The following is a 20785-nucleotide window of genomic DNA, read 5'->3' on the forward strand; positions in this document are numbered from 1 at the left end:
CCACGTCTTGCCAGACATCACCAAGTGATTAATGATGTTGGATGGGATCGGAGGGAAATCAATGCAAATTGACAAGCAGAAAAGTGTTGCAGTTGTTGGGAGAAGCGCCGCGATACCGAGACCAAAGAGGGTTGCCGTGGCGCTTTGGCAATTAATAGCGTCTCTCGCGCTGATCGGCGGAGTAATCTATGCCTTCTTCGCTGGCTGGTATTGGGCACTATTGGGTTTCATCACTATGTTCATTATTGCCAAAGCCAACCAGAATACCGCCGCCAATTTTATTGCGGAGACGGCAAGAGAGAACCCAGTTTTTGAGGCCGAGATGCGCCGAGCGAGTGTCATCCTAGATTAGGATCGCCGCCCGGTATCCTTCACCCCGAACCGTGGAAACCGCTCCATCGCCCGCGCCTTCGCCGCCACCGTGACGCCGCCATACTGCTCGCCCACCGTGCGGGGCTTGTGGCCGCATATCGCGTCTAGCACACGCTCCGCAATCCCGGCCTCTATGCCGATGGTCTTGAACGTATGCCGCCAGCCGTGGTTAGGCGCAATGTTCGGATCGGGGACAACCTCCCGTGCCACCTCCACCATTCTGTTTTTGGCTGTCCTCCATGCCGCCCTGTCCGTACCAGACCACAGGAATAGGAAGCCGTCAGGAGCCGCATGGACGAACTCCAGAAAGCCCATCTCGATAAGGTGAGGGTGGATTGGAACCTCCCGCCCTTGGTTACCCTTCACCGTGATGGCCTCCGGCGTGATGGCGAGAACCCAATGCCCCTCTATCTGCCGCACGTCTTGTTTCCGTAGCTGGACCATCTCCCCGACCCGCGCCCCGGTATAGGCGCAAAGCCATGGAACCCATCGACGGGCCTCAAAGCGCGGCAGCGGCTCCTTGCGCCCTCGCGTGGCCGAGGATGCCTGTGTGAGGAGTGCGTCAATCTCCTCCTTGGAAAACCAAGAGTCGCGCATACGGGCCTTCTTGCCGACCTTCATCGTGATGCCCGCAGCCGGATTAGCAGACAGCTTGCGATTGTCCACGGCCCACCCGAAGACACGGCGAATGCCACCGAGATAGTTATCCTTGATGGTGCTGGCGCTCAGGGGCCTCTTGGTGCGCGGGTTTGGGGTGGAGACGAGATGCTCCTTGAACCGCACCACATCCTCAGGGGACACCTTCCCGGCATCGTCATGACCGAGGAAGGCCACAAGCGCCCCCACGGCGGTCTCATAGCTCTCCTTGGTGCTTACCGAAACGCCTGCATTCTCAGCCTCAGCCCACCATGACTTGAACAGGGCGCGGAGGGAGACCGAAGGCGTTGCAGACGCAGGCTTGACCTCAGGCGGAGACCATTCGGGGAACCGTTCGGACTTGGGATCGGGCTGATAGTCGCCGCCGGCCTTACGTGCACGAACCCGCATCCCATCGGCTAGGGACCGGGCGAACTCCACGAGCAACAGGCCGCGCGTCTCTCCAGTGACAGACGCAATGCCCCGGCGTAGCAAGAGGCGGTCCACCAAGGGGCCAAGCTGCCGCTCCAGTTCACCACCATCCAGCATCTCCGCCTTGTCAGCTTCCAGAACGTAGGCCGCCGCCTCCGCCTCTAGGTCCATCCATAGTCGCGGATCACCGTGCCGTCCGCCTCGACCTGAAGCGTTACGCGCCGGGAGGCCTCTAGGTCCGCCGCCCATGAGCGGTAAAGCTCGCCGGACAGGGCCACGCATTGCTTGTGCGTCAGGAAGATCGGGGCATTGGCCCTCAGGTTCGCGTAGACGCCTTCGAGGTAGGCGACCGCCTCCGCCTGCCGTCGCTTGGCCTCTCCGGTATCGGCAGCCCTCAGGGAGTACCGGACGGAGCGCGTCTTTTCGGTAATGGTAATGGGAACGATGTCGCCGCCGCGCGGAATCTCCAATGTCATTCCGATGAGGCGTACCTTCAGGTCAGCGGGAATGCGCTGCTCGAACTGGAGATTGGAGGAGTCTTTGCGTGTGGTCGGAGCCACTATCCGAAGCCTCATGTCACGCGCCTTTGTCACACGGTAGAGCGAGCGCAAAGGATTGAAAAGGCCTAAATATCTGATCCGCTTATCGGAACGGAGAAGATGGTGCAAGGGCGGCATCACACTCAATCAATAGCTTATTGAAAAGAAACCATTTTTATAATGAGATTTTACGAAGTACCAACAAAAATACCAACAAACCGAAATCCGTACCGCCTCGCGGGCCTAATCCGGGAAACACCGATCCTGCATCAGGCCCAAGCCCGGCGAGGCTGCATTATTCATTGACCGGCGCGGACGGAGGTGAGCCGGCCCGCTCATGGCCCAACTCGCGGCTGATCTGCCGCCGCGATCCGATGACGCGATGCCGGCAGCTTCCCGTCCGGTAACCCATGCGCCGTCTACCGCGGATATGGATGTCGCGGTTCTGTGCTGCATCGGCAGCGCGACGGTCGACCTTCATACGGGCCGAAGCTGCCGCATGTATGGGCGCGCTCGCCGCAGGCATCTCGGGGTTCACTCGAGATGCCGCGGAAGCGTCACCGCATGGCGCGTGCGGAAGCTAATCGGCGGCAGCCGGGTCCTTCAGGAACTCGATGAGGTTGGCGATGTCTTCGGGCTTCTTGACACCGGCGAAGGCCATGGTCGTGCCTTTCACGGTCGTCCTGGGCGCGGCGAGATACTCCGCGAGATGCTGTTCGTCCCAGACCTTCCCGTCCTCGCCGAATGCGACCATTGCCTTTGAGTATCTGAAGCCTTCTACAGAGGCGACCGGGCGATCGACAACGCCGTCCAGATGAGGTCCGACGCGGTTCTTCCCGTCGAGGGCATGGCAAGCAGCGCATAGCCTGAAAGCCTTCTTGCCGGCGGTTGCATCCGCTGCGGCGGCAGCCGGGGAGAATAGGGAAGTAGCGACGATCGCCGAAAGCCAGGTCGCGGTGGTGAAGTGCTTGAACATTTCGTTTTCCTCAGCTTGCTCGATCCTGCATTCCCCAAGTGGCGTGTCGTTTGAGGTGAAGATCGCCTGTATCCGAGCGCTAGACAAGGATTTTCTGCCGCAAGCGGCACCTGCGGTCGCGCAGACTGCTGGATCTGGACGGATCAGACCGCGAAGCCGCTGTTTCCTTGCCCAGGGGCGGCGTTTTTCAGCGCAGCGGACAGATCTGTCCAGCCGCTTTCGTTCAGTTTGAGCGTGGATCGCGATCATGCGCATAGCGGTGGCGCTCGCAATCGGCGGATAGCGGCGAGGATGGCGCGTACCATCGTGCCGGTGACAGCGACCTCGGCCAGCTGGAAGGTGATGGTGCGGGCGTGACGGACCACACGTGCCCCGATCTTGATCAGCTTCAGTTGCAGGCTGGTCAACGACCAGTCGGCCATGGCCTCGGGCAGCTCGATGCAGCGCAAGAAGGTGGCCAGGTTGTACGCCAGGGCGTGCAGTTGCAGCCGCACCTCATTGTCGCGGAACTTCCGGCACGACAGCCGCGTCCAGCGAAAGGCGTATTTGCCCTCTTTGATGTGCTGCTCGGCGGTGCCGCGCTGGTTGTAGAACCGCACCACCCAGTCCGGCTCCATCGGCAGGTTGGTGACGATGAAGCCGACACGCGGGAACAGTTCGCCCGGATGCCATTCGATCTTGGCGATCACCCGGCGTTCCTTGTCCCAGGACGCCGCCTGATACTCGAATTCCTCGAAGAACCGCTTGACCTTGGTCAGTGACGGCCGCCCGACAGGGCGCGTTAGCCGATGCGCGATCTTGTCCTTGAGGACCGCGTTTGCGGGCAGCCGGATGGCGTAGAAGAACCGCGCTTCTTCCAATCGCTCATAGATCGCCGGGATCGCGTAGGCAGCATCGGCCCGGAAGAACCTGCCACCAAGGTCGCGCTCCGCCCCGCCCGCAAATCGCTTTTTCGTATGGGCCGCATAGAATCAGCCGTGGCAGCCGCTGGCAACCAAAGATTGCTCGCAGGGTACGATCAGGCGGCTTTAGAGCGCAATCGGGCAGCAAGAAGTGCAAGCATGGCCTCATCGTCCATTTCCGGCATTGCGTGCGCTTCCGCGCCGGCTTCTTCCCGCGCGCGAAGCTGGTCGAAGATTTCAGTTCGGCGATGATCGGGAACTTGCCCGTAGCTGCGAAATGTCGTCAGCACGTTTTCATGTCCGAGATTCGCGCCCCAAGCCGCCCAGGCTTCGGTCGTTATGGTCGTCCGTTCGCCTAGCCGCGCCAAGGTGTTGCGGAAGCTGTGAGGGTTGGCATAGGGCAGGCCGGCCCGCGCGAAGGCTTCCTTGAAAATCCGCCGAATCGCCGCCGCATTGCTCCAATGCTGGCGCGCCAGCCCGCCCGCCTCGAAACCGTTTTCGCCCAACGTCACCTTCGTCGCCGGGAAAAGCGGATCGTCCGGCCCGAAGCCGCGTTCCTTCAAGAGCGCCAGCCAGTCCACGACGATGTGCTCAATATCCGCGCCGACAGGAAAGAAACACGTCGTGAACGTCTTGCGGTTCTTGGTGCGCACATCGCGCGCGTCCTGAAACACGGCACGTCGGTCGAGATCGACATGCCTCCGCCTTGCCTTCACGTTCGGCCTTGGCGAGAAATTCGTCTGCGATGGCAGCGAACGTGTTGGCGTTCGACGCCAGCTTGGCCGCCCTGTCCGTCTTGGCTTGTTGCGCCGGGTCGATGCCGTTTGCCAGCAATTGCTTCGCGCCAGTGCGTTTCAGGCGCGCGTCGGCCAGCGACACGATGGGATATGCGCCGAGCGCCAGGGTCTTCTGCTTGCCGCCGTGCCGGTAGGATAGCCGCCAGAGCTTTCCGCCGGCCGGAGATACCAACAAGTGTAGCCCGCCGCCATCGCTGTGCTTGGTTGGGCTTTGAGAGGGGCGTAACCCTTTGATTTGCGTGTCTGTTAGCGGCATTTGTTGGTATCTCTACCGCCCGTTGGTTGGCATTTAGGACGATATGCCAACCAAGATACCAACAAATCCGTTGGATGCCAACAAACGGCCTCGGACCTCACCGGACAATGGGCAACAAAAAAGCCCAGAAATCCGGGCTTCCTGTGGTGTTTCTGGACCTTACTGGACAGTCTGAAACGAGAGTTTGGTGCCCAAGGGCGGATTGCGCTCGCAACCTCCACCCCTATTGATTTATAAGGGAAATTCCCGTCGTCGCCTAGCGATTGTCACACGGTCTTGCCACACGGAGGCCAATTCCCAGCTACTTGAAAGGAGGGGGCCTGCGGTTCAAAATTATTCAACACGACGCAGCTTCCGGCAGTCCCGACGCGAGCACAAGCGGGCCAAGGGGTCAGGCCGAGATTAACACCACGCATCTACCGGCAGTCCTACGCTACGAAGCTACGGAGGTTAAACCTGTTGCGGGCCGACTCCGCATGCCCATAGTGGGGAGCGCAACGCACACATGGAGTTTGCGCAATGACCACCGTACTACCCCTTACCGCATCTTCCGCATCCACCCCCGCCCCTTGGTGCGAGGACCTCGACGTGACACTGAGGCTCCTCCAAGACCCGGCCTTTGCCATCCGCTTCGCCCTCGATCACGTTCCCGACGCCGGCCTTGGGCGCATCTTCCTAGAGGAGTGGCAAGACGACCGTGCAGAAGGGACCACCGCCCGCGTCCGCCACTTGCTGGAGGGGATGAAGGAAGACCTCTCATACGGACAACCGGAAGCGGCCCAGTAGCAGCACCCAGCATCAATACGAGGGAGTGAGCCCAGCACCGGGCCGCTCCCTCAAGTTCTTTGTGAGTAAGCGTTCATGAGTACCAGACACATCAAGGCCTACTTTGAGGCCAACCGAAGACTAGTCGTGGAGGCCCGAGAGCTGCCCGTCGCCATCGTCCTCACCTTCCTTGGGGTTGCCATATGGGAGCAGCGCGGGGGCGACCACGGAGAGCCTATGACCCTTGAGGAGCTTGCCGTAAAGGTTGGCCGATCCGCGACCACCATCTCCCAGCATCTGAATTACCTAGGGGAGCACTACCGGGAGGGAAAACCGGGCCTAGGCCTTGTGGGGACAGAGCAGTACCTCCACAACCGGCGCAAGAAGGTGTTTCACCTGACGCCAAAGGGTAGAGGCCTCATCCGGCAGCTAGACATGATCCTGCGCAAGGCGGGATAGAGAAGACCACGGGCGCGGCTCCGGGGGACAACTTCGGGGCCGCATCTGGCTAATTCCCACGTACTTGAAAGCTATGCAGGCGGGCCGAGAGGATTGTGATTAATTCCCTCGCCCTTGAAATAGGTGCCCACTTGAAAGGATGATGCCGCCTGCCCACCGCATCGCGCCAATTAGTCCCTACTTGAAGGGCGGAGAGGAGATTGTGGCGGGATTGTGATTAATAGGCGGGTACTTGAAACACCGATAACGGTCAGCCGCCCGCGCAATTCCCTTGTATTTGAATAGAGCATAGCCGCCCGCAAGTAGCGGCCAGCTAGGCCCGCCCACCCCTCAACCGACCATCACCGCGCCCGCCGACCCTTCCAGCCACTAGCCGGGAGGACGCGGGCCTTTTGCCGTCCACAAAGGAGAACCTCTTGGACACTTCCCCCACGTTTGCCCCATCGTCGCTCATAACGCCCGAGCGGCTTGCCGCCGACCCTCAAGCCGCGCTCGCAGCCCTTCCACACTGGGTCCACAAGATTGAGTTCGTCACGCCTGAGACTGGCCCCGAGGCTCATCCCGCCGTCCAGCCCATAGTCTTCATATGGGCCGGCGAAACGCATATCCTCTATGAGGCGCACACGCCGCTTGCCGCCGCCCTTATGTGGGAAATCACGAAGCTCCCCGGCGTCTCCATCGCGGTTAACACCAACGGCAGCAAGGCACGATACTTCAGGTTCACCATTGCCGAGGTGGAAGAAGACCTCACCACCGTGGCCCGCTTTCTCAAGAACGTCGGCACGGACGAGCAAGTCCTGAAGACCCCGGCCCGCAAGTGGGACCAGAGGCCCGAGACCCTTATGACCCGCCCCGCACGGAAAGCCTCAAAGGACAGCCGGGCTGTCCTCATGGGCCACATCGAGCGCATCGCCAAGGAGTGGGAGGCGAGCGGGAAGATGCCCGCCCACCTTACGGCCGCCGAGTATATCGCCAACCTCTACCGCCTCCTCGTCCTCCTCGACCAAGAGGCCATCGGACGGGAGCTTTGCGACCTCCTTCCGACCATGCGGGAGGCCTGAGCGATATGGACAGCATCAGGACCGAAGAAGACCTCCTCCAAGAAGCACTTAGGCGGCTAGAAGCCGAGGATGCGCTCCCGGATCGGGGTCCCCCTACCCAGCCTCAACAGCCCGCGCCCGACATGCAGGAGGAAGACGCCAAGACCCTCCTAGACGCCGGCCGGGAGCTATGGGACAGCATTGGGGCAGGCATGGCGAAAGCCGGCATCGAGACCAAGGATTTCCTGCTAGGGGAGCCAGCGGAGCACGAGAAGTCAGCATTTCGCCGTGGCATTGAGCGCCGCGCTCAGGAACTCGCCTCCTCCAGCCCCGCCAACGCCGTCACCATCGGCATCTCACAGTTTGCCACCGGCCTCCTTGGAGCCGGAAAGCTCATGGCCCCCATCAAGGCCGTCCAGAAGCTCAAGGGCGCAGGGACGGCTGGCAGGGCGGCCTACGAGGTGGGCCTTGGCGCTACGGCCGGTGCCGTGGTGATCGACCCCCACGAGGAGCGCCTGAGCAACCTCATTGAGGAGTTCCCCTCCCTCCAGAACCCGGTGACCGACTATCTGGCGGCTGATCCCACGGACAGCGCCGCCGAGGGCCGCTTCAAGAACGCGTTGGAAGGGATCGGCCTAGACCTCGCCATCATCGGAACGCTTGGGGTCTCCCTCCGCGCCTATCGCGCAATGCGAGGAGGAGAGACCGAGCAAGCAGCCAAGGAAATCTCCAAGCTCCAAACCGGAAGCGCGGCCCCGGCCAGTCTCCGCCATGAGGCCGCAACCAAGCAGGCCGAAGCCATCAATCGGGATGCGTTCGGTCTCGACTTTGGGCCGGCTGCCCGAGAAACGCCCGCAGAGACTCACACAGGCCCGTCAGCGCCCGCCGAGTCCACCACACAGGCCCGAGCCCGAGAGGCCGCCCCTGAGCCTCCTAGAGGCGAGGAGGCGCGTTCTGCTTTCGAGGAGCGGGCTGCCGTCCTTGAATATGAGGAGGGTCTACCCCGCGCCGAGGCCGAACGCCGCGCAGCGGGCGAAACCGGCTATCAGCCGGAAGATACTGGGAGGGCGGCCAGCCCGAGCGGAGAGAGCAACCAAACGGGAGGGATTAATCCCGAGTCCGGTCTAAGAACGGCCTCCGACCTCCCTTCCCCTATCCAAGAGCCGCCGCGCGGTGTCGCCCCGAGAGGCCCCGCCTTGGTGGATGCCTCCCCCGAAGCCGTGGCAAAAATCGTCCTGGACACCGAGGCCGACCTGAAGGCCATCGCCAAGTTCGGCTCCCGTGAGGCTGCCATAGAGGCCGGCCAGATTGCGGGCCGCTCAGCGTCCCGGCTCCCGTGGCAAAAGCTCATAGAAACCCCGGACGGTCTCCGGGAGTTCATGACCAACGTGGAGGCCGTCACCAAGGGCCAGATGGACACCATCAAGGGCGGGGACGTTCTGTCCGACGCCACTGTCAACGCCAAGGTGAGGAAGATGGCCGAATGGTACGGCGAAGACCCTGCCACCCTCATGGGCGAACTTGTGGAGGCTGGGGGAGCCGCCGCCCAGATGACCGCCCGCATGGAGGCCGCCTACCTCGTCACCAACCGCATGTTTCAGGAGACCTATGAGCTTGCCTTCAAGCTCCAGAACGGAATGCTGGACGAGTTTGGAGGAGACGCGGCGAAGGCAGCGGCCGAACTCCGGGACAGGCTAAGGCTATCCGCTTCCATCCTCGCCTCCGCCCAATCCATGAGGGCCAGCGCGGGACGGACCATGAGGCGGCTCCGAGGACAGTTCCAGCTCAAGCCAGAAGACCTTGCCGCACTCGACGGGATGGACTCCGCTAAGCTGGCCGAACTCATTGCCTCCACCCGTGGCGACCCGAAGAAACTGGCACAGGTGGCAAACCCGACATTCCTCCGCAGGGTGATGAACGAGGTCAATTACAGCCTCATCAACTCCCTGCTTTGGCTCTACCCCACCCATGTGGTGAACGTCACGTCCAACGTGGTGATGCTCCTTGGCAGGCCGACCGAAAAGCTCCTTGGGGCCATCGCCATGGGGCCGAAGACGGGCGGGGACCTCCTCAGGCGGCAGGCCATCGCGGAATATACCGCCACCGTCGCCGCCCTTGGTGATGCTTGGCAGGCCATGGTGGAGGCCTTCAAGCGGGGCGACTCCATCCTCAGCCCCCACAACACTGAGTTCTTCCAAGGGGCCATCACCCAGCGACCGCTCCCATGGAAGCCGGCCGGGGGCATCATGGACCTTGCCGAGAACGTATGGAAGGCCGCGAACTATCGGAACATCGTCGGACTGCCCACGCGGACACTCGGGGCCGTGGACGAGTTCTTCAAAACCCTCCGCTATCGCGCCTATGTGCAGGGACAGGCGGCTGCCCGAGCGTACTCCTTGGGCCTCACTGGGGAGGACTTCCAGCGATACCTCCGGGCCGAGATGGAGAGGGTGATAGACCCCGCCACTGGGCAGGCGCTGGACCAGCGAGCATTGAGGGAAGCGCAGACCGCTACCTTCCAGAATGAACTCCTCGCCGGTACGGCAGGGGCGACCATCCAGCAGGCAAGGAACCGGCATCCCGTCCTTACCCTCATCCTGCCATTCGTGAAGACCCCGGTGAATGTGCTTCGCTACGGATGGAAGATGACCCCCGGCCTCAACCTCCTCCAGAAGGAGTTCCGGGAGGCCATCTCCGGGAAGCTCGGAGAGGAAGCAAAGGCCCACGCCTTGGGGCAGATGGCGCTAGGCATGACCTTCATGGGCCTCGCCGCCACGCTGGCGCTCAATGGCCGCATGACGGGAGCGGGACCATCCGACACGAGGCTTCAGGCCGAACTTAGGGCCACCGGCTGGCAACCTTACTCCTATGTCTTCGAGGGGGAGGACGGCACCAAGAGGTATGTCCCCATCGGCCGCTTTGACCCTGCCGGTATGGCGTTCGCCACCATCGTCAACCTCATGGACGCCCTACGCCAGAACCCGGATAGCAGCGAAGTGGAGACCGGCATCGGGGCGACAGCCCTTGCGCTTGCCAAGGCATTCTCTGACAGGACATTCCTCCATAACATGCACCAAGCCCTTGAGGCCTTGACCGACCCTGAGGCCAGAGGCGAGAGGTGGCTGGGGAATATTGCGGGCAGCGCCATCCCGCTCTCCTCCGCCCTCCGGGGTCTCAACCCCGACCCGTATCTTCGTGAGGCTCGCTCCTTTGTGGATACCGCCTTGAAGAACTTGCCGGGATTCTCGGCGACCCTGCCGCCCGTTCGGGATGTCTTCGGGGAGCCGGTTGCCCGCCGCATCGGCATCACCACCGACCAAAAGGCCGACCTAGTGGAGGCAGAACATAGCCGTATCCTCATTGAGACGGGGAGGGGCATCGGTAAGCCAGAACCCGACTTCGAGGGAGTGGACCTCCGCGACGTGACCTTGGAGTCGGGCCAGAACGCCTATGACCGCTATCAGGAACTCAGCGGCCATATCCCCGGCCAGAAGCCTCTCAAAGACCACCTTGCGCGGCTCATCAAGTCCGAGGCCTATCAGGACATGCCAGATGGAGAGGCCAGCGTCGTCGGCACACGGCTCAACGCTTTGGGGCGCATCTTGACGCAACACCGGCAAGCGGCCCGAGCGCGTCTCCTGAGAGAGAACCCTGAGCTTCAGTCCTTGGTGAAGGCCCGCCAGAGAGCGGTACGGGGGGCGATACTAGAGAACCGCAGCCAGCGGACAGGGAGCCAACCGGGAGCGAGGGAATTATTGGACGCCTTGGGACCACAGGAGGCAGGAGTTCCCTCAGGCCGAGGAGGGGCACAGCGCATCCTTGACCAGCTACGAGCACAGGAGGCGGCACGGCCTCCCCTCCAAGAGAGGCTGGCGGAAATTAGTGCAGCCCGTGCAGAAAGGCTGCGTCTGAAGCGCGAGGCCGATCATCGTCTTGCCGATGGGAGAATAGACCGCCGCCGTTAGGCTAACAGTGACCAGATAGGGACGCCGAGTTTGCTAGTGGCAGGCGACCTCAGGAGGGAGGGGGAGTGGGTGCTTCCCCCCTCCGAATTTATTGGGAAAAGAGCATAGATTTTCCCGTGGCGGGAACGATTTTAGGGTAGTATATGGAAGGTCGCCTAATAAAAAGGGACGACCATGACGCTCCTCCAGATTGCATATTTCCTTATTGCACTATCCTATGTTCTAGCAGCCGTCGCCATGTTTACTAATCACTAGGAGCGAGTATGAGGGACCTCGCCACCAAGGCAGACCTCCGCGCTAGTGTCCGGGACATCGAGGCGAAGCTCCATACGGAGGCTAACAGGCTCACCTTGCGGTTTGGCCTCATGTGGGCCGCAGCCGTCATCATCGTGGCATCGTGGCATTGTGGCTTCCCTAGCCGGCCTAACGCTAGGCGGGGGCGCTGAGTGAGGCTAGGAAGCGTAGATAACCAATCCCTTGAGTAGCGGACATGATGGCAAGGTCTAAGGGAGCCTCATGGATTTGCTCCAAGGGTGTCCCATGCCTGAACGGGTGGGCCGACTTCACCCACGCCTTGAAGTGGTCCATGAAGCGGTCCGCCAAGTCTTCCGCGTCCCCATGCCCGGAATAGCGTGCCAAGAGGAGGGGCTTGAGGTGTTTGTCCAGCACCTCCCCATTCAGACGGTTAACTTTGGGATCGCCTATGACCGCAAGGAAGGCGCTTTCGACCGCCTCAAAAACTCCCCGGATAAGGCCTTTGCCGCTTTGCCGCGTGGTTCCTAGATGGGCCATGGCCTCATGGAGAGCGTGGAGAGCGGCAGCAAAGCGAGGTGCACCAAGACCAGCAACCGCAGCGGCTACGGTCCTTTCAAATTCCTCGTCAACAAGGAAGTGGACTCCGCCCTTGTCGTCAATACGATACCCGAGGTGCTCCTCCCGAAAGATTCGCCGGACTTCTTTCAGAAATTCGCCCGGCTTATGCGTTGTGTGAAACCATATCGTGATAGCGCTAAGTATGTCCGCAATGTCTGCCTTGGTCCAGAATCTCTCATGGGAGAAGTGACCACTAATTCCTTTAGGATAGTTTATCCCCAGCTCCTCCTCAACAACTCCAGAGAAATCGTGTGCATTGAATCCGCTCGTTGATGCGGTGTTGAGGAACAGTTTTGCAATACGAAGCCTTGCCCTCTCGCTTTCTCTAAGAGGGGTCTCAGGCCTAATATAGTTCCTTATAAACATCGCCCCCTCTCTGGGTTGCGAGCTTTCCGTTTTTTTCATTCTGCCTCCGTATTCAGCGCCCGAACTCGTCAACAATATTTACTATCCGACTCCCGGAAAAGCTCCAAGTATCCGCCGCGCCGGCTATCTGGTGATTTACGCCCTGAGGCCGTTTCGCCTCGCCACTGTGCTGCTATCCTTAGACCCCAGAGGGAGGGCTCGAAATGTCGGCTCAATGCGCCATATGGCAGACGCGAACTTACAATCTTGATCCTGCTGGTAACGGCTTCCAGTACAATTCCCCCAGAGCCGGTGGATTGTATGAAATAACGGGTAGCGCCAAGACCACCGTGGGTCATCTCAATGCTCGGCAAAAGGCATATCTCACAACGTGGCTAGTGGGCCAACGCTGGCTTGGTGTCAAATGCCCCAAGGTTACCAGTGCCCAGATAGAAGCATCGAAAGCAGCAATTCCCTTGGCTGTATTCGATCGGCGCGATAGACTTCTTCGAGTGATTGCGACTCACACACCCGCCTTGGGGCAGACTATGGACTACTACGACCGCCGTGTTATGTGGGTCGTAGGGGAGCCTGTGCGAGAGAATAGCCATTGGGCCGAACAAGATGCACTGTTGGCGGCAACTGAGTCCATCGAGATTGATGAGGTAGAAACTCTAATCGCCTTTGCTGTAGAGCAGGGTCTATTATCGAATAAATCAGGGCTTGCCCTAACCTTCGACGGACACGCCCACCTGGATAGACTTCGAGGAGCCGCAACAGACTCCCTTCAGGGATTTGTCGCGATGTGGTTCGGGGCGGAGGTGGCCGAGGCATACGACAAGGGGATTGCGCCTGCAATCACTGATGCCGGTTACAAGCCAATGCGGATCGACCAGAAGGAGCATAACAACAAGATAGATGATGAGATCATTGCCGAGATTCGACGCTCCCGATTTGTCGTAGCGGACTTCACATGTGGTCTCATTGGAGAAGGCGAAGCAGAGACCGCTATTCCACGCGGCGGCGTCTATTACGAAGCTGGCTTTGCTCAGGGTCTAGGGATTCCGGTTATCTGGATGTGTCGAGAGGACCACATCAAGCACGTCCACTTTGATACCCGGCAGTTCAACCACATCACTTGGACTACCCCCGAGGAACTCAGAGAGAAGCTCCACAATCGAATTGGTGCGTTGCTTGGGGATGGGCCGCTGCGTGGCTAGGGCTTCTACCCATCCCAGCCATCTAAGTATCTGCGATGTCCTTCTACCGCTCTTAGCTTCCACCCGCGATGATCCCGGAATTATTCTTCAAGGAGCTAAAAGATGCCAACCGGCGAGGCCCCTATTGCAGTCCAGATCGGCATACTAGCCGTGGTGCTCTTGGCCATCTATGGCTTTGCCCAGCTTGTTTCCGGACCAACCGAGGACCAGCTACGGGCACAATATTTCCAATGGTTCCGCGAGGCCTACTCCTGTAAGGACCAAGGAAACCTCATTATCTGCCGATACCCATAGCCCGGCCAAGCGACAACTCCCGCGTTGGAGTAGCCGGGGTAAGGCCGGGCGAGGGCGCGGTCAGGACAGCCAGCCAACCACCAAGATCACCATCAGGGGGATGAGGAGCCTAGCCGCACCTTGTCCCCCTTTCTCTTTGCAGGGAACCATCATGACCTCACGAAACAGAAGGCGTACTCAAGCCGCCGACATCAAGCGCCGCGCCAAGGCCCCAGCGCCAGACGGCCCGGAGCAATGCGTTGTCGCGGGATGCCAGAGACCCACCCAACGCTCAGCCAGAAAGGGCCTCTCAGAGACCTATTGCCGCGTCCACATGGAGCGCCAAGCCCGCCATGGGCATCCCACAAGGCCGAGCTATTCCAAGGCGGAGCTTGTGCCGTTCCGCGAGGCCGCGCTCGGCTGGTATCGCCAGCACCATCACGAAGCCCACGTCCGCCAAGCCATCGTCCGGCTAGAGAGCCTCATGTCCTCCCAAGACCGCCCTAAGGACCACGACCAGCAGCGAAGCATGGCCCCGAAGGACAAGGCCCGGAACGTCCTCGCGCGGCTCCATCGGGAGGGTAAGACCGGAGAGCAGCTATTCCTCATAGTCCTCAGCGTTCGGGCGGCCTACGCCGAGATTGGTCCCTATGGCTACCCCGAGTTTCCGCTTGTGGTCATCGCCAAGCAGGCGAAGCAGCTCAGGGGAGCATCAGGAACCCACTTCCGGGATAGCCCCTATCGCTTTCCCTCCAAGTATCCCCGACCGCGCGGCCTCTACCTCCGCCTTCTTGGGGAGATGATCGAGGAGACGGCCAACATAGACCGGGACACCATAGAGACCGTGGCGCAGGCGGTGCGGCCTGCCGTGCGACAAGCCCAGAAGTCCGCATGGGAGGAAGCCAAGGCCCGTCAGGACGAGGAGGAGCGCACCATCGCCCTCATCCGCCTCATGGGCCGAGTTGGGAGCCTCACTGTTGGAACATCTTGACGAGAGATTGAGTGAACGCGAGAGGGGGAGAGTGGGCCTCCGAGTGAACAATAGGGAAGGCCCTTCCTCCATCTTCCTCGACCCGTGGTTGACCTCCGAGGGCCTGCCCCTAGCCACCATCGCGGACCACCTCCAAGTCCTCACCACGCCTCCACCAGCCTCCCGCATCAGGTCCGAACGCAAGGACGCCACCCTCCGCCGCCACTTCCTCATGGGCAACATCGCGGCCAACCTTGCGCACCTCGCCCTAAGCCCCAGCCGGGAGGACGGGCAGCGCCTCGCCATCTCCACCCGAAACGGCCAGAGGGAAACCACGCGGTACGACCGGCCGGGCTATCCTCAGCGCATGCTCAAGGCCGCCGTGGAGTCTCTCCAAGAGGCCGGCATGCTCGCGGTCCACCCCTACGTCTTCAAGCAGCGGACTACGACCGTAGAGCCTGTCCGTCGTCAGGGTTTTTGGGACAACAGGCGGCGTGAGCTAACGGAGGCTCTGGTCCATCAGGTTTGTCACATTAGGCCGCTGCATCTCGATGAAGCAAGCGACGCTGTTTGATGGTTTCGCGTTTGATCCTTTCCCTTTCCAGCGTGATGATATCGCCGCGCCCGAAGTAGACGTCGGCAGGGGTGAGATTGTCGAGGCTCTCGTGGTAGCGGCGGTGGTTGTAGTGATCGACGAACGCCGCGACCTGCTGCTCGAGATCACCCGGCAGGAAGTAGTTTTCGAGCAGGATGCGGTTCTTCAACGTCTGGTGCCATCGCTCGATCTTGCCTTGGGTCTGAGGATGGCAGGGCGCCCCGCGCGTATGTTCCATGCCCTTGTCGGATAGCCATGCGGCCAGGTCGGAAGAGACGTAAGAGGGGCCGTTGTCGGACAACAGCCGCGGCCGCTGCACCACCCTGGCGCTGTCGCAGCCAGAAGCCTGCAGCGCGATGGTCAGCGTGTCGGTGACGTCCTCGGCCTTCATCGTGGTGCACAGCTTCCAGGCGATGATGTAGCGAGAGAAGTCGTCGAGCACGGTCGACAGGTAGAACCACCCCCAGCCGATCACCTTCAAGTAGGTAAAGTCGGTCTGCCAGAGCTGGTTGGGCGCCGTCGTCTTGTCGTGGAACTCATCGGCGGCCTTGATGACGATGAAGGCGGGGCTGGTGATCAGGTCGTGGGCCTTGAGCAGGCGATAGACTGAGGATTCCGAGACGAAGTAGCCCCTCGTGTCGGTGAAGGTGACCGCCAGTTCCCGTGGCGACAGCTCCGGCTCGTTCAACGCCAGCTCAATGATCTGATCGCGTTTCTCCTCGGGGATGCGGTTCCAGACCCGGTTCGGCCGGGGCCTGCGATCCTCCAGCGCATCGACACCGCCGGCCAGGAAACGGTCATACCAGCGATTGAAGGTCGAGCGCGGAATACCGAGTTTTTGCAGCGTGCGCCGCGCCGACAGATGCGACTGCTCGACGAGCCGAATGATCTCCAGCTTCTCGGATGCGGGGTATCTCATTCGTCGTCGCCCCCATCCGCAATCATGCTTTTTTTAAGAATCCGCAGTTCCAGCGCCTGCTCGGCGACGACCTCCTTGAGATCGCGCGCCTCCTTGCGCAGAACCTTCACCTCGTCGCTGGTGGCGGCGCGCGCCGTATCCCCGGCAAGCCGCTTCTTGCCGGCTTCCAGGAATTCCTTCGACCAGGTGTAATAAAGGCTCTCCGCGATCCCCTCGCGCCGGCACAGCGCCGCGATCGACTCTTCGCCGCGCAAGCCCTCCAGCACGATGCGGATCTTCTCCTCGGCCGAATATTGCTTGCGGGTTGCGCGGCGGATGTCTTTGATGACCTGCTCTGCCGGCGCTTTCCCGGTTCCGGATTTCTGTCTCATCTTCGCTCCTTTGAAAGGCTACGATGAACCAGAAATCCTCCGTTCTCAGTTAAGCCGATTTGGTCCCATCAGTGCTGACGCCGGACAATTCGCAGCCGAGCTCAGCGAGGAGATGATCCTTCGAGAGATGGAGGATGCCACCGGCAATTACATCTCACGTCGGGGTGATGCCGATCCCGCGCTCCTCCTCGCGCCCACATCGGAACTCCTCTCATGCATCGACAGCGAGGCTCAGCCCCCCCGGGTCTAGGGACCGTATCGGCTTTCCCAAGCCACACGGGCCCGGGGGACCCCGAAACTTCGCCAGTGGATGTGGTCAGAAAGCGGTACACGCATGCACGTGTGCACGTGTGCAGCACGGATCATTCAGTCTGGACTGGAGATTGAGTAGTTGATCATGGAAAACCTAATCCAACATCCTCTTGCCTGCCGTGCATGCGCCATAGGCGGTGAAGCATGAGCGCCCAGCTTTTCCACATTGCGGATCGTGTTCTCAATCGGCCGCTGATGATCACGCAGGACAAGGCTCAGGTAATCCTCTCCGTCCTCGCTGGGCGCATCGGCGTCAGTATGCCAGAAGCCAGCCAGTTTGAAGGCTCTCCGTATGCGGGGGGCTCATGGGAAACGAGCCCGTTCAATGTGGCGGACGGTGTGGCGATCATCACGATCACCGGCTCCCTGGTCAATCGCGGAGCCTGGGTCGGAGCGAACTCAGGGCTTACCTCCTACGAAGGTATCGGCCACCAGCTCAAAACCGCGATGGCGGATGACGACATCCATGCGGTCATTCTCGACTTGCATTCGCCCGGCGGGGAGGCAGTTGGCGCCTTCGAGACGGCCGCGCTGGTTCGCGATCTCGCCGCAAAGAAGCGCACGGTCGCCGTCGTGAACGGCATGGCCTGCTCAGCAGCTTATGCCATCGTGTCGGGTGCGACAAAGATCGTGACGACGGAAACCGGCGTCTCAGGCTCGATAGGTGTCGTGCTGCTGCACGCCGATTTCAGTCAGCAGCTCGATCGTGAAGGCATCAAGCCGACGCTTATTCATGCCGGCGCGCACAAGGTCGACGCGAACCCGTTTCAGCCTCTCTCGGCCGCGGTGCGCGCCGACCTGCAGGCTGAGGTAAATTCATTCTACGAGGTTTTTGTTTCGACGGTTGCGAAGGGCCGTGGCGGCCGCCTATCAGCCGCGGCAGCACGCCAGACTGAAGCCCGAACCCTCATCGGCAGGGCCGCGGTGAAAGCAGGCCTGGCGGATGACGTGGGATCGTTTGAAACAGTTCTGGCCGAGTTGTCTCGCAAGTCGGCTCCTTCCGGTTTTCGTCGCTACGATTCCTCACACGCCGCAGCCTCGGCCGCCTTCCATAACCTCGCGGAGACTACAGGATCCAACACAGGAGTTTCCCCCATGCCTTCAAGCGTCGACCGAAAAGAGCGGACACGCCAGAGCCTTAACGCACATGCCCGCGATTATTGGGGCCAGCATGCGACGCAGCCGCGCAGCCAGACAGGTTCGCAGGCTGCCGACGAAGAGCACGAAGCGGGCGCCGCACGGCAGGCATCGAGGCCAGGTGATCGTCTCTCCGCCATTGCCCGAGCAAGGTACAGGAAGCGCGATCGCAGGGGCTCTGGGGAGGCGACCAATGAGTAAGCGCACTGTCGAGGCTGTACTGCGCCTTTCATCGAAACTCGGAAACATGGCGGCATTCCGCCAGCTTTCGAGCCATATGGAAGCGGTTGACAGAAAGGCCAAGGCCGTGAACCGCAGCCAGGCTTTAATCGCCCGATCGGCAAACGGTGCATATGCCGCAACCGCGAGGCTGATCGCGCCTGTGCTGTCGACCGCGGCCGCAGTTAATGCGACGAAAAACTACGCTGCGATGGATCGCCAGCTCGGTCGCATTGGCGATACTGCAGACGCGACCGTCGAGCAAACAGAACGCTTTGGCCGGCGCATGCGTGACCTCGCGGCAGAAGTGCGCATGCCTTTTCAAGAGGTCGTGAGTGGCGTGGCCGAACTGGCGGCCTCGGGGAAAAATCTCGACGAGATCGGGCAACTCATGCCGCATCTCGCCCGCGTTGCCCACGCCACCGGATCGGAATTTGCCGACATATCGACGACGTCCGACTCTATCGCCAACGCATTCGGCATCACGGCAAAACAGATGGAAACGTCTTTCGATCTGTTGGCGTACTACGGCAAAGCCGGAAAATTCGAGCTTCGCGACATGGCGGCCGAGCTGCCATCCCTCGCTCCTGCCTTCGCTGCGCTGGGCTATCGCGGCGAGGAGGCAGTCACAAAGCTTGCCGTCGCCCTCCAGACCGTCCGCATGGAAACAGGGACGTCGGGCGAAGCCGCTACGTCGTTTATGGACGTGCTCACCAAGATGCAGAGCGAGACGGTAGCGAACAACTTCAAGAAGTTCGGCATCGACGTGCGCAAGGCCATGGCGACGGCGCGGCGCGACGGCAAGGACGTGCTCGAAACCTTCAAGGACCTCGCCCTTCAGGCGGTAAAGGGCGACCTTTCCAAGCTGCCGCAGCTTTTCACCGACAAGCAGATGCAGGTCGGCATGCGATCGCTGATCAATAACTGGTCGGAGTTCGAACAGCTGCTTCAGAGTTCCGACAAGGCCGCCGGCACAGTTGCGGAAGGGGTGAAGAGATTCTCGAACGACGGCCAGGCTGCCATCGATGCGCTTTCAAACTCCTGGGATCGTCTGGCGAACAGTGTTGGCCGGGCACTCTACAAAATGGGCGGCGCCTCGATCATGGATCGAGTGTCCAGCGATCTCGAGACCGGAATGTCGCTCAGCGATCACCTTGCCGGCCAGGGAATGTCGGCGCTTCAGCGCGCAGATTGGACCTATCGACACTACCAATCGGACGATACGAAACAACGGCTCATGGAGTGGGAGGTCGGATACGGCCGAGATTCCCAACGCGAGGCGATCAATGCCATCGGTGAAGAGCTCGCCGCGAGGATGCATCAATCGACAGTTTCGCAGTCCCTTCCGGCCGACAAGGCGGGTTTTCCCATCGAGGGGCCGATTCCTATGATGCGGCCTGACAAGGCGACGGCGGCATCACTCGACGCGGCGCGCTGGAGCCGGCAGGCACGTGTGCCACATGCCTTTCGCATGGGCATCAAGGCGACACCGACTGGAAGGTATGACAGCTACAACGCCGGCAATAACGCATTAGCCGTCGAGCTGGCTCAGGCGGCGCGGGCGCCATCGCATCGCGATGCCGAGCGCGACTCGATGCATGTACTCCGCTCCGATCCCAATGGCGTCGCCGACGCAATCGACGAGGCGCTCGCGAACGGCGGCAGGAAGCTGCGCGAGGAGGCGGTGCGGGCCGGTGAGGATCTTGGCGCACAGGGTGGTACGACATTGGCTCGAAGCCTCGACGGTGTCGGCCGCCGGATCGGCGAGGAAGCCGCACGGGCATTTAAGGCCGGCGTCGGAACCATCAATGTCAATGCGAACGTGTCCGGCATCGGATCGGGTGTCTCTGGCAATCGCGGGACCATGCCCGCGCCCGGCACGACAGCGGAATGATCTTTGCGCGAACATCGGCCGAGTTCTGCTCGGGGCCGGTCGGGCTCCATTTCGATGTCGATCCTCTCACGCTGGTTGAGGATGACAGGATCGTCGTAGCATACCAAGATTGTGAGATGCTGCTTACGGTTCTGCGGAAGGCGCGCGCCGTCCTGTACCTTGGGTGCTTCCTCACACCGTGGTCCTATGCTCATTTTCGTCTGGAGCACCGCCATGGGATTTGGCGGCTTTTGACCGGTGACGGCGATATGATCAGGTGGCTTCAGCGCCGATGCAGCTAGCCACCTCGTAGCCGGATACGACGCCCAGGCGATCGTGGCGTTTCGCTCGCGAAGGATCGGGCGAGCTCGGCGGGGCGCTTTCCAACAACATCGCCATCGCTTTGAAACTCGTGGGCGAGCTGATCGCGGTTCTTCACACTATGGTCGACATCCACGAGGGCAGTGCAGCGTCGGACGCTTCCCATGCATAGGCATCTGTTTCAGTGGTTCAAACGTGAAACACTCTGCGTGAAACAT

Annotated in this window: 17 protein-coding genes and 1 pseudogene; 10 read left to right on the forward strand and 8 right to left on the reverse strand. The window is 61.1% G+C overall.

The window, feature by feature from the left end:
- Window positions 1-61 precede the first annotated feature (61 nt).
- Window positions 62-352 (forward strand): hypothetical protein, encoded by a 291-nt coding sequence (locus M9945_RS02280; RefSeq protein WP_367943232.1) that lies wholly within the window; start codon window positions 62-64, stop codon window positions 350-352.
- Here M9945_RS02280 and M9945_RS02285 read toward each other — a convergent pair.
- From M9945_RS02285 to M9945_RS02310, 6 genes and pseudogenes are all read right to left on the reverse strand, one after another.
- Window positions 349-1611: a tyrosine-type recombinase/integrase gene (locus M9945_RS02285; protein ID WP_367943233.1), complete on the reverse strand. Its 1263-nt coding sequence runs from the start codon at window positions 1609-1611 to the stop codon at window positions 349-351. The two genes, M9945_RS02280 and M9945_RS02285, sit on opposite strands and share 4 nt — an antisense overlap.
- Window positions 1602-2015 carry a hypothetical protein gene (locus M9945_RS02290; RefSeq protein ID WP_367943234.1) on the reverse strand — a complete coding sequence of 138 codons (414 nt, stop codon included), beginning with the start codon at window positions 2013-2015 and terminating at the stop codon, window positions 1602-1604. Before M9945_RS02290 ends, M9945_RS02285 begins: the two co-directional genes overlap by 10 nt.
- A 544-nt stretch (window positions 2016-2559) precedes the next feature.
- Window positions 2560-2955 (reverse strand): cytochrome c family protein, encoded by a 396-nt coding sequence (locus M9945_RS02295; RefSeq protein ID WP_367943235.1) that lies wholly within the window; start codon window positions 2953-2955, stop codon window positions 2560-2562.
- 245 nt (window positions 2956-3200) lie between these two features.
- Window positions 3201-3887, reverse strand: a pseudogene (locus M9945_RS02300) (IS1380-like element IS1247 family transposase); the annotation flags it as partial.
- 86 nt (window positions 3888-3973) lie between these two features.
- On the reverse strand, window positions 3974-4510 hold the full coding sequence (locus tag M9945_RS02305) for a hypothetical protein (RefSeq protein WP_367943236.1): 537 nt from the start codon (window positions 4508-4510) through the stop codon (window positions 3974-3976).
- Window positions 4449-4910, reverse strand: coding sequence for an Arm DNA-binding domain-containing protein (locus M9945_RS02310; RefSeq protein ID WP_367943237.1), 462 nt, complete (start codon window positions 4908-4910; stop codon window positions 4449-4451). The genes M9945_RS02305 and M9945_RS02310 overlap by 62 nt, the downstream gene beginning before the upstream one ends.
- A 519-nt stretch (window positions 4911-5429) precedes the next feature.
- On the opposite strand from M9945_RS02310, the gene M9945_RS02315 reads away from it, so the two are divergent.
- From M9945_RS02315 to M9945_RS02330, 4 genes are all read left to right on the forward strand, one after another.
- A complete protein-coding gene (locus M9945_RS02315; RefSeq protein ID WP_367943238.1) occupies window positions 5430-5696 on the forward strand; it encodes a hypothetical protein in 267 nt (88 codons plus the stop codon).
- A gap of 75 nt (window positions 5697-5771) precedes the next feature.
- Window positions 5772-6134, forward strand: a complete 363-nt coding sequence (locus tag M9945_RS02320; RefSeq protein ID WP_367943239.1) for a hypothetical protein — start codon at window positions 5772-5774, stop codon at window positions 6132-6134.
- A gap of 416 nt (window positions 6135-6550) precedes the next feature.
- Window positions 6551-7195, forward strand: a complete 645-nt coding sequence (locus M9945_RS02325; protein WP_367943240.1) for a hypothetical protein — start codon at window positions 6551-6553, stop codon at window positions 7193-7195.
- A gap of 5 nt (window positions 7196-7200) precedes the next feature.
- The gene (locus M9945_RS02330) at window positions 7201-11139 is read left to right on the forward strand and encodes a hypothetical protein (protein WP_367943241.1); all 3939 of its coding nucleotides are present in this window, start codon (window positions 7201-7203) and stop codon (window positions 11137-11139) included.
- Window positions 11140-11568: 429 nt separating this feature from the next.
- Here the strand turns inward: M9945_RS02330 and M9945_RS02335 are convergent, their stop codons facing one another.
- On the reverse strand, window positions 11569-12417 hold the full coding sequence (locus tag M9945_RS02335) for a hypothetical protein (RefSeq protein WP_367943242.1): 849 nt from the start codon (window positions 12415-12417) through the stop codon (window positions 11569-11571).
- Between the two features lie 488 nt (window positions 12418-12905).
- Between M9945_RS02335 and M9945_RS02340 the strand changes: the two genes are divergently transcribed.
- From M9945_RS02340 to M9945_RS02350, 3 genes are all read left to right on the forward strand, one after another.
- On the forward strand, window positions 12906-13577 hold the full coding sequence (locus M9945_RS02340; RefSeq protein WP_367943243.1) for a hypothetical protein: 672 nt from the start codon (window positions 12906-12908) through the stop codon (window positions 13575-13577).
- 802 nt (window positions 13578-14379) lie between these two features.
- Entirely contained in the window at window positions 14380-14841 is a 462-nt protein-coding gene (locus tag M9945_RS02345) for a hypothetical protein (RefSeq protein WP_367943244.1), read from the forward strand.
- Window positions 14828-15394 (forward strand): hypothetical protein, encoded by a 567-nt coding sequence (locus M9945_RS02350; RefSeq protein WP_367943245.1) that lies wholly within the window; start codon window positions 14828-14830, stop codon window positions 15392-15394. Before M9945_RS02345 ends, M9945_RS02350 begins: the two co-directional genes overlap by 14 nt.
- Here M9945_RS02350 and M9945_RS02355 read toward each other — a convergent pair.
- A protein-coding gene (locus tag M9945_RS02355; protein ID WP_367943246.1) for an IS3 family transposase occupies window positions 15354-16705 on the reverse strand; the annotation gives its coding sequence in 2 pieces (ribosomal slippage) (window positions 15354-16369 and window positions 16369-16705; 1353 coding nt in all). The genes M9945_RS02350 and M9945_RS02355 overlap by 41 nt on opposite strands.
- Window positions 16706-17161: 456 nt before the next feature.
- On the opposite strand from M9945_RS02355, the gene M9945_RS02360 reads away from it, so the two are divergent.
- Window positions 17162-18355 (forward strand): S49 family peptidase, encoded by a 1194-nt coding sequence (locus M9945_RS02360; protein WP_367928904.1) that lies wholly within the window; start codon window positions 17162-17164, stop codon window positions 18353-18355.
- Window positions 18348-20267 (forward strand): phage tail tape measure protein, encoded by a 1920-nt coding sequence (locus tag M9945_RS02365; protein ID WP_367928903.1) that lies wholly within the window; start codon window positions 18348-18350, stop codon window positions 20265-20267. The genes M9945_RS02360 and M9945_RS02365 overlap by 8 nt, the downstream gene beginning before the upstream one ends.
- The last annotated feature ends 518 nt before the right edge of the window (window positions 20268-20785 follow it).

Source organism: Aquamicrobium sp., from assembly GCF_023954335.1.
Classification (GTDB): domain Bacteria; phylum Pseudomonadota; class Alphaproteobacteria; order Rhizobiales; family Rhizobiaceae; genus Aerobium.

Coding starts and splice junctions, on each gene's coding strand:
- M9945_RS02280 (WP_367943232.1), top strand. CDS start 62: ATGCAAATTGACAAGCAGAAAAGTGTTGCAGTTGTTGGGAGAAGCGCC.
- M9945_RS02285 (WP_367943233.1), bottom strand. CDS start 1,611: ATGGACCTAGAGGCGGAGGCGGCGGCCTACGTTCTGGAAGCTGACAAG.
- M9945_RS02290 (WP_367943234.1), bottom strand. CDS start 2,015: ATGAGGCTTCGGATAGTGGCTCCGACCACACGCAAAGACTCCTCCAAT.
- M9945_RS02295 (WP_367943235.1), bottom strand. CDS start 2,955: ATGTTCAAGCACTTCACCACCGCGACCTGGCTTTCGGCGATCGTCGCT.
- M9945_RS02310 (WP_367943237.1), bottom strand. CDS start 4,910: ATGCCGCTAACAGACACGCAAATCAAAGGGTTACGCCCCTCTCAAAGC.
- M9945_RS02315 (WP_367943238.1), top strand. CDS start 5,430: ATGACCACCGTACTACCCCTTACCGCATCTTCCGCATCCACCCCCGCC.
- M9945_RS02320 (WP_367943239.1), top strand. CDS start 5,772: ATGAGTACCAGACACATCAAGGCCTACTTTGAGGCCAACCGAAGACTA.
- M9945_RS02330 (WP_367943241.1), top strand. CDS start 7,201: ATGGACAGCATCAGGACCGAAGAAGACCTCCTCCAAGAAGCACTTAGG.
- M9945_RS02335 (WP_367943242.1), bottom strand. CDS start 12,417: ATGAAAAAAACGGAAAGCTCGCAACCCAGAGAGGGGGCGATGTTTATA.
- M9945_RS02340 (WP_367943243.1), top strand. CDS start 12,906: ATGGACTACTACGACCGCCGTGTTATGTGGGTCGTAGGGGAGCCTGTG.
- M9945_RS02345 (WP_367943244.1), top strand. CDS start 14,380: ATGGCCCCGAAGGACAAGGCCCGGAACGTCCTCGCGCGGCTCCATCGG.
- M9945_RS02360 (WP_367928904.1), top strand. CDS start 17,162: ATGAGCGCCCAGCTTTTCCACATTGCGGATCGTGTTCTCAATCGGCCG.
- M9945_RS02365 (WP_367928903.1), top strand. CDS start 18,348: ATGAGTAAGCGCACTGTCGAGGCTGTACTGCGCCTTTCATCGAAACTC.